Origin of the sequence: Leptolyngbya sp. AN02str (assembly GCF_050565595.1) — a bacterium.
Lineage (GTDB): Bacteria > Cyanobacteriota > Cyanobacteriia > Elainellales > Elainellaceae > Kaiparowitsia.
Genome location: NZ_JBNXVR010000009.1, coordinates 52,910 through 67,306, shown reverse-complemented (window position 1 = coordinate 67,306; position 14,397 = coordinate 52,910). Strand labels below are relative to the sequence as shown.

Below are 14,397 nucleotides of genomic sequence, written 5' to 3'. Positions count from 1 at the left end.
AACCATGTATTCTCACTCACCTCAACATTAGGGTCGGTTGTTTTGCTGACGTTCTTAAAGCAACTTCAAGCAATTTTTCAGCGTTGGTGGTCCGAGTTTACGCTGCAAACCAAACTTATGGCAGTGGCGACCCTAGTGGTCTCCCTGCTCATGAGTGGGCTCACCTTTTGGGCAGTCAACTCCATTCAGCAAGATGCTCGCCTCAACGACACCCGCTTTGGTCGCGACTTGGGTTTACTACTAGCAGCCAACGTTGCCCCAATGGTGGGCGAAAACAACCTCACCGAACTGGCACAATTTTCTAGTCGGTTTTATACCAGCACATCCAGCATTCGCTACATGCTGTTTGCCGATACCGATGGCCAAATCTACTTTGGCATCCCTTTTTCCCAATCCGAGGTCCAGAGTTCTCTCACCATTCGGCGGCGCATGCAGCTGCCTGAGAACTTTGTCGCCAATTCCGACCTCCCCATGGTGAGGCAACATCTTACACCCGATGGCGAGGTCACCGATGTATTTGTGCCGCTGAACTATAACGGCAAGTACATGGGGGTGCTGGCGATCGGCACCAATCCCAATCCCACCGTCGTGACCTCATCGCACCTCACTCGCGATGTCACGATCGCCGTTTTTGTCTCCATCTGGGTCATGGTCATCTTGGGTGCTGTGTTCAACGCCCTCACCATTACCAAACCCATCAAAGAGCTGTTGTTTGGGGTTAAAAACATTGCAGCAGGCAATTTTCAGCAGCGCATCGACCTACCGTTGGGGGGGGAACTAGGCGAGCTAATTCTCAACTTTAACGAGATGGCCGAACGGCTCGAAAGCTACGAAGAGCAAAATATTGAAGAGCTCACCGCCGAAAAAGCCAAGCTTGAAACCCTGGTTTCCACCATTGCCGACGGTGCGGTTCTGCTCGATAGCAATATTCATGTGGTATTGGCCAATCCAACCGCTCGTCAGGTATTTGGCTGGGAAAGCCATGATGATGTGCTGGGTCAAGATGTTTTAGAACTGCTGCCACCGCCTGTTCAAGCCGCGCTGTCCCAACCGTTGCACGACATCACAAAAGCTGTACCCCAGGCAGAGCGCGATCGCGACCCAATCGAATTTTGCGTGACCGTTCCCGGCTCCACCAATCGCACCCTCCGCCTCTGGCTCACCACCGTGCTTGACCAATCTCGGGAAAACGTCAAAGGCATCGCCATCACCGTTCAAGACATTACTCGCGAAACAGAACTGAACGAGGCCAAGAGCCAGTTCATTAGCAACGTCTCTCACGAGTTAAGAACGCCGCTGTTTAATATCAAGTCCTTTATCGAAACGTTGCATGAATACGGCGATAGCTTGACCGAAGAAGAACAGCACGAATTTTTGGAAACAGCCAACCGAGAAACCGATCGCCTGACCCGCCTCGTCAATGATGTGTTGGATCTATCGCGGTTGGAGTCCGGCAAGCGCTATCACTTTGATGCGGTTGACCTACTACAAACCGTTGAGCAAACCCTACGCACCCACCAGCTCAACGCCAAAGACAAAGAAATCGAGCTAATTCAAAATGTAGATGCCGATTTGCCAGCCGTCTTGGGGAACTACGACCTGCTTCTGCAAGTGTTTAACAACTTGCTGGGAAATGCACTCAAGTTCACTCAAGCCGGGGGCAAAGTTGCCATTTTCGCCTATCTCCTCACTCCTGCCTCCGCGCATGGGGTTCCTACCCATGTTCGGGTTGAGGTAGCCGACACCGGCATTGGCATTGACTGCGAAGACCAAATTGCAGTGTTCGAGCGATTTTTTCGCGTCGAAAATCGGGTACACACATTAGAAGGAACCGGATTGGGGCTGTCTATCGTGCGCAACATTATCGAAAAGCACCAAAGCAGCGTCAATCTTGTGAGCGAAGTTGGAGTGGGAACAACTTTTTGGTTTGATTTGCCCCTGTATCACTCCGAAGTGCCCATCGTAAAGCCCCTTCCCACTCCCGCAGATACCACAGTAGACACCGCCTCCATTCCCTCTTGATCACGAGCTGTCAAGCAGCAATTTGCGAGCCCAAACACCCGTTGCTGCGTTTCATTCCCGATCAATAAAAGTGGTAGACCTCCTTCTAAATCTTTGCTCCAGCTTCTGTCCCAACGAAGCCGTGCCTCAACAAAATTCTAAGACTGCTGTAGAACTGACAAAAGTTTGATGTGCTGGGCCTTAGAATGATGAATCTAGGCTTCTTATACACTGTCAAAGCTCCAGCACTAATCCGTGAATTAGAGAAAAAGCTCTGATGGCAAGATAAGAAGCCAATGACACTACTAGTCCGGGCGCACGGTGAAACTATGACCATTGCTTGTGAATATAGACCGGGGTTAGAAGGAGTTCCCGCTACGCAGTCCAGCATTAGCTATGTCGACGGACAAAACGGAATTCTGGAATATCGCGGCATTAACATCGAAGAGTTAGCGAAGCATAGTTCGTTTATTGAAACTGCCTATCTCTTAATTTGGGGTGTACTGCCGACCAGCGATGAGCTAGCTGAATTCAAGCACGAAATCCAATTTCACCGGCGACTGAAGTATCGTATCCGGGACATGATGAAGTGCTTTCCCGAGAGCGGTCATCCCATGGATGCCTTACAGGCTTGTGCAGCAGCACTGGGATTGTTCTATTCGCGTCGTGCTTTGGATGACCCCGCCTATATTCGAGCAGCTGTGGTTCGTCTCTTGGCTAAAATTCCCACGATGGTGGCGGCCTTTCAACTGATGCGTAAGGGGAATGACCCCATTCAGCCTCGGGATGATTTAGATTACTCAGCAAACTTCCTGTACATGTTGACAGAGCAGGAACCTGACCCGATCGCAGCTCGAATTTTTGATGCTTGCTTGATTCTGCACGCTGAGCACACGATTAACGCATCAACCTTTTCGGCGATGGTGACGGCTTCTACCCTGACTGATCCTTATGCCGTGATTGCATCCGCTGTGGGCACATTAGCGGGGCCGCTTCACGGTGGCGCGAGCGAGGAGGTGATCCTCATGCTCGAAGAAATTGGTTCTGTAGAGAATGTGGTGCCCTACGTGGAGCGCTGCATTGAGCGTAAATCCAAGATTATGGGCTTTGGCCACCGAGTCTATAAAGTGAAAGATCCCAGAGCGACTATCTTGCAGCAAATGGCGCAGGAGCTATTTGATAAGTCAGGGCACGCTGAGCAGGATCAGTACTATGACATTGCGGTTGCGCTAGAGAAGGCCGTCGCTGAGCGGCTGGCTCACAAGGGAATTTATCCCAATGTGGACTTCTACTCTGGGTTGGTGTATCGCAAGTTGGGCATTCCCACAGATTTGTACACGCCAGTGTTTGCGATCGCCCGGGTGGCGGGTTGGCTTGCCCACTGGAAGGAGCAGCTAGAAGAGAACCGCATCTTCCGTCCTACTCAAATTTTTACAGGAACACACAATGTGCCCTACGTGGCCATTGATAAGCGGCGCTCGTCTCAAGATATTCAGCTGTACGCTGACTTGGTGGCACCTTAAGATTCATCCTGGTCGATTTTTGCCGGGATCGCAGTCGAGCGATCGCCCTCAGAAGCGACTACGGATATGGCTCATCCATCCTATAGAACCGTTGAATTTGCGTTAGCGAACCCCCGGTGATGGGTCTTACCCCCCTTGTGGTTTTAGGACATGATTGCCATTATTTTGTAAAGTGACGATTTTCAGGAACTCCAGCCCTCGAACTCTTTGAGTTTGGGGGTTTTTATTATGTTTAGGCCAAGGTATTAGACCGCCTGCATGAATGGTTATGCGGCTCTGCAACGATTCATGCTTCCAACAAGCCATTCGTGCAAGAAGGTTATCGATGAGTCCATCCTTACTAACTCGACCCTAGGTTTGAGCCATCGAGCCAATGCTGGAGATGGCAAACTAACACCAACAGCCAGCCCAGCCCAGTCTTAGATGGGCAAGAAGCAAGTTGGGTCGTCTGAAGCGTACTAAAGCTTAAAAGCCCCAATAACTCACCACTAGAGCCATCAGGGTGCAAGCAGGGGTATCTCATAACGTGACAGAGCGTTCAAGGGACAGTATCGCTGCGATCGCCCCCCATCTCGCCGCCATCACTGCGGATAACCCAATTCTCCAAAAGTCGATCTTTTCGTCAGTTCTCAACAAAAGCCCAGAGGTCAATCAGGCACACCCCAGCGACCAAAGCACCCAGTCACCTGACGCGCTCACTGCCTGTATAAATGACATTCAAGTTGAACGTTCGTTCTGGATACGCTGAGCCGACAGGCGACTGCCAAACCGCCAGAGCATGCCCTCCTGCGTTTGAATCGCAACTGGCGTTTGATTGGCTGGATCAAAATAGACCTGCGCTGTCAGTTCTGTCATTTGCAACGCCAATCCTTTCACATGCCAGCTAGGCGGATATAGAGAGACCTTCCAAGTGCAAGCCGCCTCGTGGGGGTATCTCAGGAGTGCGTAATAGCTTGTGCCATCAGAATCGGAGACAACTTCAAGCCGAAGCCGCATTGGAGAGGGGGTGATTTGTTCAACAATCCACAGAAGCCGTTGCTGCCACCTGTTGAGCCCGTACCCACACCCCGCCCCAAAGGCACAAAATCCAAACCCAATTAGTAACCAGGGCAATCGCTCCTGATACGTGCCTGGCACGTGGGTAGCCATGCCAACCCGATTGGGAGCTAGAAATATTGCGATCGCCAATAGACCCGCCAGCGCAATCATCAGGCTCACCAGTTGAGCCAGTTGGTGATAGCGTTTCAAGGCTCGAATATCGCGGCGGTTGGTCATGTCTACTATTCCTGGCGACCGTTATTCCTGGCGACCGTTATTCCTGGCGACCGTTCGGTTTGCCACAATCACGCTTACTAGGGCACCACGCTTCAGGTTCCCTATGCTGCTCAATGCGGAACCTCATGTGCGATCGCCCCATGACTTTCCACCACGAGGTCGCATCAACTAGCAGGCACTCTTAGCCCCTACCCCGATAGGACGTAACCCCCTGATCCGGAATCCATACTCCCTCAGGCGGTACACCCGTTTGATAGAACACATCAATTGGAATGCCACCCCGTGGATACCAATAGCCCCCAATGCGGAGCCAATGCGGATTCATCGCATCGATTAAGCGCTTGGCAATACTCAAAGTACAGTCTTCGTGAAACGCACCGTGGTTTCGAAAGCTACCAAGAAACAGCTTGAGCGATTTGCTCTCTACCAGGCGATCGTTGGGCACGTAGTCAATCACCAAATGAGCAAAGTCAGGCTGCGCGGTCATCGGACAGAGCGAGGTAAATTCTGGCACTGCAAATCGCACCAAATACAGCATGCCCAGGTGCGGATTGGGAAAGGTTTCTAAAATGGCAGCTTCGGGTGAAGTGGGCAGAGCGATCGCCTGTCCAAGCTGGCTCAGCGTTTCGGTATAAGACATGAAAGATGACAACAAAAAGTGCAATACATCCCAAGACAAAGCTGAACAACGCAAGGTAGCTCGCTCCGACACAACCAAACTGCAAGACCAGACCGAGCGTTTTCCTTGTCCGCCAGCGTCATCTCCTCTCTTTATAATGGTGGCATATTGGGGTGTTACCCAGATAGGGCAATGGGCGATCGCACCTCGATTGAGTTTTATGTCCACAGTTTAGGAAAGTAGAAATTGCGGATAAGAGAAACTGCCAACCCCATTCCGTACATACACGAATAAAAAAATTTACCTCCTAAACTAAACAGCGTAAATTTCCCATCGACATCGTTTATTCAATCAGTTTTTATCAACATCTAAAGGGTTAAAAAGCCAAAAAAACAAATCTTTAATCCTCAGTTTTTCGACCCGCGATTGAGAAAATACCGAATAAGCAACGTTGACATTCATCGTAGTCAAGGATCTCTAAAACAGCAGACTTTTCAAGCATTTCAGCCAGACAGCACAATATATTCTCATCAAGAAAGAATGTATCCATCTCCTTTTACTTATGTTAAGAAACTAGTTCTGACTGGGAATATTAAGTTCAAGTTGTTCTCTGTCTGGCAGTTTCTCGGTTTCGCTTACAATTCGGTCTCCAGGTTCTCTGCCAACGTTGAAGATAGCGACCAACCACTCAAAGTTCCGCCTATCTCCACATCACCATGCTGTCAAAAAGTAACGTTGACCCGATGCTAAAGGTCAAGCACCAAATTCCACTCCGCCTCATTCTTGTGGTGCCCTTTTTGCTACAAATGTTCGGTGTCGTCGGCTTGGTCGGCTATTGGTCATTTAAGAACGGGCAAAAAGCTGTAAATGACCTCGCCAGTCAACTCATGGATAAGGCAGGGCAACAGGTAGATGGGCACTTGGATACATATCTAGCTCTACCGCAACAGCTCAACCAAATCAATGCCGATGCGATCGCCAGCAATCGACTCAACCTGCTAGACCCCAAAGCCAGCGAGCAGTACTTTTGGAGCCAAGCGCGCGCCTTTACCAACATCAGCTACATTGGAGCTGCCATGCCCGACGGTCGAGAATCCGGGGCCGGCCGATGGATTGACGGCCAGCAACTACTCGTATTCGAAAACCTGGCGGGCGATGGGCTAGCCTACGACTACCTCGCCGATAGCCAAGGCAACCGCATCAACCTAATACAAAGCTATCCAGCCGATCCCTTAAACGATCCTTGGAATGCAGCGGTGATTAAGTCGGGTAGACCCGGTTGGGGCAAAATTTACACCTTTGAAAACACAGTGCAAATTAGCGCCGCTGGCGAAGCCTTAAAGTCGGAGGCAGCAGGCTTAAATATTGGGCTGAATCATTATGTGGCTGTGCCCGCTCGGTTTCCGATCTATAGCGACAATGGAGACCTGTTGGGACTACTATTTGTCGACATGCTGTTGAGCGATATCAGCAATTTTTTGAGCAGCCTTCAGGTCAGTCCCAATGGCCAGATTTTTGTCATGGAGCGCAGTGGATTGCTGGTTGGCAGTTCTAGCAAGCAGCCCATTTTAGGCGAGACAGACAATGGAATAACGCGGCTCAACGCCTTGGAAAGTCCCGATCCCTTAATTCGGGCTATCGCTCAAGAAGTGAAAAACAAATACAGTAGCTTCGAGGCCATCACCAGTAATCGAGAACTCGTAGTCACCCTGAACAACGAGCGAAAGTTTGTGCAGGTCACTCCCTGGCGCGACGGCTTTGGCCTGGACTGGTTGGTTGTCGTTAGCGTGCCAGAATCCGACTTCATGGCACAAATTGATGAGAACACACGCACCACAATTTTGCTGTGCATCGCGGCACTAGCAGTCGCCACGGCCCTTGGCATTCAAACCTCGCGGTGGATTACTCAACCCATCCTGCGATTGAAGCATCTCTCAGAAACGATTGCCCAGACTGCACGCTCTGCCAACGCTGCTGCCCAAATCGAACAAAAATTTGAGCAAACCGGCATCAATGAGTTAGACGCTGTAGGCCACTCATTTAATGACATGGCCAAACAGTTGCAGGACTCGTTTAAAGAGCTAGAGCAAACCAATGCCGAACTCGAAGATCGGGTCGAGGCTCGCACCGCCGAGTTATCGCAAACTTTAGTTGAACTGCGTCGCACCCAGTCTCAGCTCATTCAAACCGAAAAAATGTCTAGCTTGGGGCAACTGGTTGCGGGAGTTGCGCATGAAATCAACAACCCGGTGAACTTTATCCATGGCAATTTGGTTCACACCGAAGACTATGCTCGTACCCTACTCAGCCTGGTTGAACTGTACCAGCAACATTACCCCCGGCCCGCTACCGACATTCAAGCGGCGATTGAATCAAGCGAACTCGACTTTCTCAAAGAAGACTTTCCAAATATTTTGCAGTCGATGAAGGTAGGAGCCGAGCGTATTCGAGAAATTGTGAAGTCGCTTCGTAATTTTTCTCGACTGGATGAAGCAGAATTCAAAACCGTAGATGTGCATGAAGGGTTAGACAGCACCCTCATGATTTTGCACAATCGGCTGAAGAAAACAATTGATCATCCCGAAATTATTGTGACGAAAGACTACAGTGAGCTGCCTTTAGTGGAGTGCTACCCTGGGCAGCTCAATCAGGTGTTTATGAATGTGTTGTCCAATGCGATCGACGCTCTAGAAGAACAAAATAAATCTCGTTCGCCTGAGGAGAGAGAAGCCAACCCTGGCAAGCTGCACTTATCGACCACGCTCAGCCATGACAGTTGGGTGGCCATTCGCATTGCCGACAACGGCCCTGGTATGCCAGAGGAAGTTTGCAATAAGCTGTTTGATCCCTTCTTTACCACCAAGCCCATCGGTAAAGGGACGGGTCTAGGACTGTCGATCAGTTATCAGATTGTGACCGACAAACACCGTGGCAAGCTCTACTGCCATTCCACTCCGGGGCAGGGCACTGAGTTTGTGATTGAGATTCCACTTTCGCAGTCGGCTAAGACAACTCATCCCCCAACGGCTCGCATCGGTGCATTGAGCGAATTAGGCTAACGGTCGAAGCTTGGCAAACTCACTGAGGGCTTATCTAAGTAACCTGAGTTTTGGATAAGCTGAAAAGCCCTTAACCGAAACTGACGTTAAGTACCTCGACACTATTAAAATCCAAACTCCAAAACTCCGTGCTGCCCGCACAGCAGGCAGCACGGAGTTTTGGGATTTTATGTTGAATCATGGCGGCCTACTTATCATTCCAACCGCTTCGATAGGGAAGAAGCAGGTGAGGCTCCTTACTTGTGAGTTTGGGCACGTTGAGCCTGGCTGGATCTCCAGAAATTCATATGAGGTTCTGATATCGGTTTTTATCCCAATAGAGGTCGCTATAGTGAGTAATGCACTGGCTGTATGACTCCGACTCCCTATGATCGATATTTCCACGTTGCTGGCCCAAGAACTGTCGCTCAAACCATTTCAGGTGGCGAATGCGCTGGAGCTGTTTGCTGAGGGGGCTACGGTACCGTTTATTGCGCGGTACCGAAAAGAGCGCACGGGCGAACTCAACGAAACTCAACTGCGAGACCTGAGCGATCGCTACACTTACCTAACGGAGCTAGAAGAACGCAAGCAAACGGTTTTGAAGGCGATCGCCGAGCATGGTAAACTGACCGACGAGTTGCAGCGCCAGATCGAACAAACACTACTGAAAACTGAACTAGAAGACCTGTATCTGCCCTACCGTCCTAAACGTCGCACCCGTGCCACCATTGCCCGCGAGCGAGGGCTAGAACCTCTGGCTCAATGGATTAAATCGTTGAATCAACCGAACGCGCCACAAGCGGATTTGAACGTGGAGGCCGCCAAATTTGTAGATGAAGAAAAAGGCGTGAAGTCGGTACAGGATGCCCTACAGGGCGCATCGGATATTTTGGCAGAGGCCGTGGCTGATCGGGCAGAGTTGCGATCGCACCTGCGGCAGTTCTTTTTGCAAGCAGGCAGCTTGAACTCCAGCATCAAGGCCGACTTCCCCGAAGGCACCACCAAGTACGAAATGTATCGCCAGTACAGCGCCCGGTTGAGCAGCATTCAGCCTCACAACCTGCTGGCCTTACTGCGAGGCGAGAAGGAAGGCATTCTGTCGGTAGATTTGACCTTTGATGAAGCCGAGGTGCAGTCCTACCTGGAAGGTGAAGTGTTGCGCGCTAGAGCCAAGCCTGTACGGGCTTTTTACCAAGTGATGCTGCGCGATGCCTTCAACCGACTAATGCGGACTTCCCTCACAGGGGAGGTCATAGCCGAGAAAAAGCTGTGGGCCGATACCGAATCCATCACTACGTTTGAGGCCAACTTGCGGGAACTGCTGCTGTCGCCGCCTGCGGGGATGAAGCCCACCCTGGCACTCGATCCTGGATTCCGAACCGGTTGCAAGGTTGCCGTGATTGATCAAACGGGCAAGTTTTTGGAATATCAAGCCATCTTTCCCCATACGGGCGCGGGTCAGCGAGAGAAGGCTGGGCAAACCCTGGCAAACCTGATTCGGAAATACGAGATCAACTTGATTGCCATTGGCAACGGTACCGCCAGCCGGGAAACCGACGCCTTTGTAGCTGAGGTGCTGCAATCATTCGACACTAAGCCTGTAAAGGTGATGGTGAATGAATCGGGAGCATCCATCTACTCGGCCAGTGAGGTGGCGATCGCCGAATTTCCTGAGTTGGATATCACCGTGCGGGGTGCCATTAGCATTGGGCGTCGCCTGCAAGATCCCCTAGCCGAGCTGGTGAAGATTGACCCCAAATCCATTGGCGTTGGCCAGTATCAGCACGATGTCGATCAAAAGCTGCTGAAGAAAAAGCTAGATGAAACGGTGGAAAGCTGTGTGAACTACGTGGGCGTAGACCTGAACACGGCCTCGAAAGAACTGCTGAGCTACGTGTCGGGCATTTCGGCTAGCGTGGCCAACAATATTGTGCAGTACCGCAACCAAAATGGAGTGTTTCGCGATCGCCGTGAACTCCTGAAAGTTGCCAAGCTTGGCCCCAAAGCCTTTGAGCAAGCAGCAGGATTCTTGCGCATTCGAGAGGGCAAAAATCCGTTGGATAACACGGCAGTGCACCCCGAAAGCTACAAGGTAGTGGAAGCGATCGCCAAGGATTTGCAAGTACCCCTCAACCAAGTGACCCAGGTGAGCGATCGCCTCAAAGCGTTAGACCTAAAGCGCTACGTCACCGATACCATTGGTGAACCTACGCTTCGCGACATTCTGGCTGAGTTGGAAAAGCCCGGACGCGATCCCCGCGCTCAGTTTGCCTATGCCACCTTCCGCGACGATATTCAGGAAGTCCGAGATCTAAAAGTTGGCATGACGTTGGAAGGCGTGATTACAAACGTCGCAAACTTTGGGGCATTTGTGGATATTGGCGTGCATCAAGACGGCTTGGTGCATGTGTCGCAACTGGCCGATCGCTTTGTCAAAGACCCCAAGGAGATTGTGAAAGTTGGACAAATCGTCACAGTGCGTGTGCTAGAGGTGAACGAGGCTCTGAAACGCATTAGCCTATCCATGCGATCGGAAACGACAGAAAAGCCAGCCCCAAAGGCGACCAAATCGGCTGCAAAACTTGGCGATCGCACCCAATCTCAGTCCAGCAAACCGGTACCCAGCCTCGAAGACCTAAAAGCCAAATTCAATCGTGGCAAGCGCTAGCTGCCTTCATCTGGTTGCCTTCATCTGGCAGCAGATTGACAACCCGCCTGCAAGCCAAGGGTAAGTTTGCAGGCACATCGCTATTGCGACATCTCGATAATTTTTTGGGCAACAGCTTCATCAATCGGCATGACCGACAGGCGATTGCCCTGGCGCACCAGCAGCAGCTCATCAGGGGTAAATGCCTGCCGCAACGCCTCTAGCGTCACCACTGTGGGATATTTCTCCACAAATGACACCGTCACGGTATGCCAGCGGGGCTTTTCTTCAGGTGATTTGGGGTCGTAGTACTTGCTCTTCGCATCGAACTGGGTTGGATCGACCACGCGAGGTTTTGCCACCTCCATCATGCCGACAATGCCCGGTGGCGACGTATTGGAGTGATAGAAGAAGGCGCGATCGCCCGGTTCCATTGATGTTAAAAAATTGCGCGCCTGGTAATTGCGTACGCCATCCCACAGCGTTTCGCCATCGCGCTGCAAATCATCAATGCCGTACACATCCGGTTCCGACTTCATCAGCCAGTACTTCATCTTCAGACCTGTTTTACTCTACTTAGTTAGGACTGACGCACGTCATCCGAAAAATCAGGGGGTTGAATGATGGTTGGAGCGCTAAACCCCAACCATCATTCAACTGCGTCAGTTCTGTCAGGGTTGTGGGCGATCGCCCCAGCCCAGCACTAAAATCTGATTTTCCTATGTCTTACAGAAAAATCAAGCTGATTAATCAGCTTTTGGCAAATCTTTCAGGCCAGCTTAGGCAACTGGCTGGCTCACCTGCTGCCGAATCGACTCAATCACCGACTGCATATTCCCTTCATTTAACCGATAGCTCAGGGGATGGCCAATCAGCCGCGCCGTACTGTCAAACAGCGTTTCAATCTCGACCAAATTATTCTCTTGCAGCGTGCGGCCAGTAGCCACCAAGTCCACAATCGCCTCCGACATGCCCGTTATCGGCCCCAGTTCTACCGAGCCATACAGCGGCACAATCTCCACCGGCAGATCAATGCTTTGAAAATAGTCATGAGCACAGCGCACAAACTTTGACGCGATGCGGCAGTGGGGTGGCAGTTGCCGTGCCGAACGATAAGGGCTGTCAGCCTTAACCGCAATCGACATGCGACAGTGCCCAAAACCCAAATCAATGAGATGCGCCACTCGCGGCTGCTTTTCTCGAAACACGTCATACCCAACGACGCCAAGCTGAGCTTGACCGTACTCCACATACACGGGCACATCGTAGTTGCGCACCAACAAGGCTTTGGCCTGGTGGCTGGCATCCCAAATTTCTAGCTGCCGATTCGATTCGTCCAAAAATGCGCTAAAGTCCAGCCCAACGGCTTTCAGCATGCGAATGCTGTCTTTCAACAAGCCGCCCTTCGGCAGTGCCACAGTAATCATGCGCTCGCTTCGCTACCAATTTTGAAATGAAATAAACCTTGAAAGACTTGCGAGAACCAGTGTTAGGTGCGATCGCATCCTCCCTGGTCATCTTATCAAGCGATGGTCCCTTCTTTGAAACCATCCCAAACCAAGCTCAACCATTCGGGCGATCGCCCTTCACCCCATTCTTGCCAATTCAGGGCAACATTACCTGTGAAATGCTCACCCGATGAGATCACGCGCTTGAACGAAGCTTTGAGCCAAGCAGTCATCTACCGTAAAACTAGCTACCAATCATGTGAAACGTCACTTTCGTTCATTCCTCACGCCATGGGCAATCGCATCTATCTTTCTCAAAACCCTAGCTCAGAAGCCTACAGCAGCGCCGACCCGCCCACCGAAAACCCTCATCAATGCCCAAATCATTTGCCAAAAAACACCACCGACCATAACCCAGAATCCACTCTGCACCAACCCCGCAGCGAACAACGCTGTCTAACACGCTGCTGGCAAGGCCAAACGCGCGATCAAAAGCAGCGATGCCTCGTCGCCTGTTGGGTAGACGAACTCAAATCGCCCTAACTCAACCTGAGTTTTGGATAAGCTGAAGGGCCCATTTTGGCATGCGCGACACGCACACAAAAAAGAGCTTTTCTGAGGGTTGCGCGACGCGCAACCCTCAGAAAAGCTCTTAACCAAAACTGACGTTCAGTCAAATCGCCCTAACTCCAAATCGCCGGAACCGTGGACGCAACCGAATCTTACAGTTTTCGCCGTTCAGACACTTGGTTTATCGTTATGCAACAGGGTTCAGACCGATAAAGCCTCACAAGCAAAGCCCCTGAATTCCTGGATAAAGCGCAGCTTTAACGAAGCTCAAATTCCGATCGCCTTGGCAAAGGCCGCCTTGTTGAATCGCAGTGTATACTATCTGACGAACACACCCAGAATGTTAAGTTGGATAACACCATCAACAGTTCTGAGATCCGTTATTTAGGTGCTGACGTTGCTAGAACTTAGGCGCAGGTTCTCACAAAGCATAGCCGAGATACAAAACGCCGTTCCTTTAACCGAACAGCAGTGGGGAAACCTAAATCTGCTCAAGGGGTTGGTTCAGCGAGATCTGCGCTCTCATTACACAGGTACAGCGTTAGGTAGCCTGTGGCCTATTGTGCGCCAGCTGTCTCAACTGCTGATTTTCACCTACGTATTTTCGGTGGTTCTTCAGGTTCGGCTTAGCGCCCAAGGTCTACCCAGCCAAAACCAAAACTTAACCTTTGGTTTATGGCTGTTTGCGGGATTACTCCCCTGGACTGCCGTGACGGGCGCATTCATCCAGGGTGCCACTGCTGTAATCCGGCAAAAGAATTTGGTAACCAAGGTTGTGTTTCCGCTCATGTTGTTGCCAGCCGTGCCTGTTCTCTCAGCCTTTGTTGAAAGTACATTTGGATTGGCCATTCTCATTGCTTTTGTGGCTGTCCTAACCCAAAAAATTCATCTAACACTGCTGCTGCTGCCTTTAGCTTGGATACCGCAGTTGCTATTGACGGCAGGCTTAACCTATGCAGCTGCAGCACTTTCGGTTTTTTTAAGGGATATTCCTCAGGCGATTGGGATTGTTCTCAACATTTGGTTCTATGCAACACCAATCATTTACCCCGCGTCATTGATTCCACAGCCAATTCAAAAGTTGGTGTTATGGTTCAACCCGATGGCAGCAGTCGCCGAGCTATATCGAGATATCATCCTCATAGGCGAAATTCAGCACTGGAGAGAGTGGCTGTTTGCCTCTGGCATTTCGCTGGTAATCTTTGTAGGAGGGTTGTGGATTTATCGTAAATTGCGTCCTGCTTTTGCTGATGTGTTGTAGTAACGAAAGAGT

Annotated in this window: 12 protein-coding genes; 8 read left to right on the top strand and 4 right to left on the bottom strand. The window is 50.9% G+C overall.

Translation table 11 applies throughout. From position 1 onward, the window contains the following. The first annotated feature begins 117 nt into the window (after positions 1-117). Both nblS and ACQ4M4_RS09140 read left to right on the top strand, forming a co-directional pair. Positions 118-2,022, top strand: a complete 1,905-nt coding sequence (gene nblS / locus ACQ4M4_RS09145) for a two-component system sensor histidine kinase NblS (RefSeq protein WP_430684278.1) — start codon at positions 118-120, stop codon at positions 2,020-2,022. A gap of 308 nt (positions 2,023-2,330) precedes the next feature. Continuing rightward, complete coding sequence (locus ACQ4M4_RS09140) at positions 2,331-3,524, top strand: citrate synthase (protein ID WP_430684183.1); 1,194 nt, start codon at positions 2,331-2,333, stop codon at positions 3,522-3,524. A 717-nt stretch (positions 3,525-4,241) separates the two neighbouring features. Here ACQ4M4_RS09140 and ACQ4M4_RS09135 read toward each other — a convergent pair. Continuing rightward, positions 4,242-4,799 (bottom strand): hypothetical protein, encoded by a 558-nt coding sequence (locus tag ACQ4M4_RS09135; protein WP_430684182.1) that lies wholly within the window; start codon positions 4,797-4,799, stop codon positions 4,242-4,244. Here ACQ4M4_RS09135 and ACQ4M4_RS09130 point away from each other — a divergent pair. Further along, the gene (locus ACQ4M4_RS09130; RefSeq protein WP_430684181.1) at positions 4,798-4,971 is read left to right on the top strand and encodes a hypothetical protein; all 174 of its coding nucleotides are present in this window, start codon (positions 4,798-4,800) and stop codon (positions 4,969-4,971) included. The genes ACQ4M4_RS09135 and ACQ4M4_RS09130 overlap by 2 nt on opposite strands. 9 nt (positions 4,972-4,980) lie before the next feature. On the opposite strand, the gene queF is transcribed toward ACQ4M4_RS09130, so the two are convergent. Then, positions 4,981-5,646: a preQ(1) synthase gene (gene queF / locus ACQ4M4_RS09125; RefSeq protein ID WP_430684180.1), complete on the bottom strand. Its 666-nt coding sequence runs from the start codon at positions 5,644-5,646 to the stop codon at positions 4,981-4,983. A gap of 488 nt (positions 5,647-6,134) precedes the next feature. Here queF and ACQ4M4_RS09120 point away from each other — a divergent pair, with 488 nt between their 5' ends. After that, positions 6,135-8,477 carry a sensor histidine kinase gene (locus ACQ4M4_RS09120; RefSeq protein WP_430684179.1) on the top strand — a complete coding sequence of 781 codons (2,343 nt, stop codon included), beginning with the start codon at positions 6,135-6,137 and terminating at the stop codon, positions 8,475-8,477. Between the two features lie 367 nt (positions 8,478-8,844). Beyond that, complete coding sequence (locus tag ACQ4M4_RS09115; RefSeq protein ID WP_430684178.1) at positions 8,845-11,127, top strand: Tex family protein; 2,283 nt, start codon at positions 8,845-8,847, stop codon at positions 11,125-11,127. A gap of 80 nt (positions 11,128-11,207) precedes the next feature. Here ACQ4M4_RS09115 and ACQ4M4_RS09110 read toward each other — a convergent pair whose 3' ends face one another. Both ACQ4M4_RS09110 and hisG read right to left on the bottom strand, forming a co-directional pair. Next, positions 11,208-11,660 carry an EVE domain-containing protein gene (locus ACQ4M4_RS09110; protein ID WP_430684177.1) on the bottom strand — a complete coding sequence of 151 codons (453 nt, stop codon included), beginning with the start codon at positions 11,658-11,660 and terminating at the stop codon, positions 11,208-11,210. Between the two features lie 225 nt (positions 11,661-11,885). Continuing rightward, positions 11,886-12,533, bottom strand: a complete 648-nt coding sequence (gene hisG, locus ACQ4M4_RS09105; RefSeq protein ID WP_430684176.1) for an ATP phosphoribosyltransferase — start codon at positions 12,531-12,533, stop codon at positions 11,886-11,888. 38 nt (positions 12,534-12,571) lie between these two features. Here hisG and ACQ4M4_RS09100 point away from each other — a divergent pair, with 38 nt between their 5' ends. The 3 genes from ACQ4M4_RS09100 (at position 12,572) to ACQ4M4_RS09090 (ending at position 14,385) form a co-directional block, all read left to right on the top strand. Continuing rightward, positions 12,572-12,748, top strand: a complete 177-nt coding sequence (locus ACQ4M4_RS09100; protein ID WP_430684175.1) for a hypothetical protein — start codon at positions 12,572-12,574, stop codon at positions 12,746-12,748. A 97-nt stretch (positions 12,749-12,845) separates the two neighbouring features. Beyond that, entirely contained in the window at positions 12,846-13,097 is a 252-nt protein-coding gene (locus ACQ4M4_RS09095; RefSeq protein WP_430684174.1) for a hypothetical protein, read from the top strand. 526 nt (positions 13,098-13,623) lie between these two features. Next, positions 13,624-14,385, top strand: coding sequence for an ABC transporter permease (locus tag ACQ4M4_RS09090; protein ID WP_430684173.1), 762 nt, complete (start codon positions 13,624-13,626; stop codon positions 14,383-14,385). The last annotated feature ends 12 nt before the right edge of the window (positions 14,386-14,397 follow it).

Coding starts and splice junctions, on each gene's coding strand:
- nblS (WP_430684278.1), top strand. CDS start 118: ATGGCAGTGGCGACCCTAGTGGTCTCCCTGCTCATGAGTGGGCTCACC.
- ACQ4M4_RS09140 (WP_430684183.1), top strand. CDS start 2,331: ATGACCATTGCTTGTGAATATAGACCGGGGTTAGAAGGAGTTCCCGCT.
- ACQ4M4_RS09130 (WP_430684181.1), top strand. CDS start 4,798: ATGTCTACTATTCCTGGCGACCGTTATTCCTGGCGACCGTTATTCCTG.
- ACQ4M4_RS09135 (WP_430684182.1), bottom strand. CDS start 4,799: ATGACCAACCGCCGCGATATTCGAGCCTTGAAACGCTATCACCAACTG.
- ACQ4M4_RS09120 (WP_430684179.1), top strand. CDS start 6,135: ATGCTGTCAAAAAGTAACGTTGACCCGATGCTAAAGGTCAAGCACCAA.
- ACQ4M4_RS09115 (WP_430684178.1), top strand. CDS start 8,845: ATGATCGATATTTCCACGTTGCTGGCCCAAGAACTGTCGCTCAAACCA.
- ACQ4M4_RS09110 (WP_430684177.1), bottom strand. CDS start 11,660: ATGAAGTACTGGCTGATGAAGTCGGAACCGGATGTGTACGGCATTGAT.
- hisG (WP_430684176.1), bottom strand. CDS start 12,533: ATGATTACTGTGGCACTGCCGAAGGGCGGCTTGTTGAAAGACAGCATT.
- ACQ4M4_RS09095 (WP_430684174.1), top strand. CDS start 12,846: ATGGGCAATCGCATCTATCTTTCTCAAAACCCTAGCTCAGAAGCCTAC.